The organism is Streptomyces sp. CNP082 (assembly GCF_059570535.1).
In genome coordinates, this window is the sequence record NZ_JCANSZ010000141.1 from 1 (window position 1) to 1,608 (window position 1,608).

1 protein-coding gene is annotated in these 1,608 nt (G+C 66.9%); it reads left to right on the forward strand.

Features of this window, described 5'->3' with window-relative positions; genetic code table 11:
• Window positions 1–1,608 (forward strand): polysaccharide lyase family 7 protein (locus B124_RS36980; protein ID WP_496507404.1); only part of this gene is annotated, 1,608 nt, incomplete at both ends.

The following is a 1,608-nucleotide window of genomic DNA, read 5'->3' on the forward strand; positions in this document are numbered from 1 at the left end:
CCGCTATGTGCGCATCGTCGGGCACGGCAACACCTCCAACGACTGGACCAGCATCACCGAGACGACTGTCCACGGGGAGGACGGCGGAGGCGGCGGCACGTGCGACTACCCGGCCGACGTGCTGGACCTGACGAACTGGTACATCGGGCTGCCGATCGGCGAGGAAGAGTCGCCGACCAACGTCGAACAGCCGGAACTCGACACGTTCGCTATCGACCCGTGGTTCACCACGACCGCGGACTGCGACGCCGTCCAGTTCCGCGCCGCCGTCAACGGGGTCACCACCAGTGGCTCCAACTATCCCCGCTCGGAGCTGCGGGAGATGACGGACTCGGGGCAGACCAAGGCGAGCTGGTCCTCGGGCTCCGGCACGCACACGATGGTGATCGACCAGGCCATCACGGATCTTCCCGAAGACAAGCCGGATGTCGTCGCCGGACAGATCCACGACTCCGACGACGACGTCTCGGTCTTCCGCCTGGAGGACACCAAGCTCTACATCACCTCGCCCGACGACAGCAATCACCACCTCGTGACCGACGACTACGAGCTGGGCACCAGGTTCCAGGCGAAGTTCGTGGTCAGCGACGACGAGATCAAGGCGTACTACAACGGCAAGCTGGAGACCACGCTCTCGGAGGAGTTCTCCGGCGCCTACTTCAAGGCGGGCGCGTACACCCAGGCCAACTGCGAACGCTCGTCGCCGTGCAGCGACGACAACTACGGCCAGGTGGAGATCTACGATCTGAGCGTCACGCACGACGACAGCCTGGGAGCCGAGGACCCGACGCAGGCGGCCGACCGGAACAACTGGGGCGAACCGCTTCCGATCTCCGACGAGTTCGACTACACCGGCCCGGTCGACCCCGAGAAGTGGGACGTGCCGTCGGGCACCGTCGGCGGCACGGCCCAGTGCTGGGAAGGGCACGCCGGGAACGGCCGCCGGTGCGGGAAGAACAGCACCGTCGCGGACGGCATCATGACCATGCGCGGCGAGGCGAACGGCGACACGGGATGGATCCGGCAGAACGTCGACACCCAGTACGGCCGCTGGGAGATCCGGTCCCGCTCCCGGAACACCGGCTCCAGCGGCGGGCTCTACCACCCCCTGCACCTGATCTGGCCCACTCACGGCGACCGGCTCAAGAACGGGGAGTACGACTGGGTCGAGTACTCGAACCCCGACGCGCAGTGCCTCTCGGCGTTCCTGCACTACCCGGACAGCCCGTCAGACGAGAAGGAGCACCCCGAACTCTGCCCCGTGGACATGACGCAGTGGCACAACTTCGCGTTCGAGTGGACGCCGGAGGCGCTGGTCGGCTACGTCGACGGTGAAGAGTGGTTCCGGTTCTCGGACGGCGCGAACTCCGAACGGGGCGACATCCAGACGATGCCCCTGGGGAATCTCGTCATCCAGCTCGACAACTTCACCGGCGACAGCGGTCTGCGCCCGGCGGTGTACGAGGTCGACTGGGTCCGGATGTATCCGGTCGGGCCGTCGGACGGCTCTGCGGGTGCGCCGCTGCCGGTCACGGGAGTCACGGCCAGCGCCGATGACGGCAACGTGCCGGCCAACACCATCGACGACGATCTGAGTACCCGGTGGTC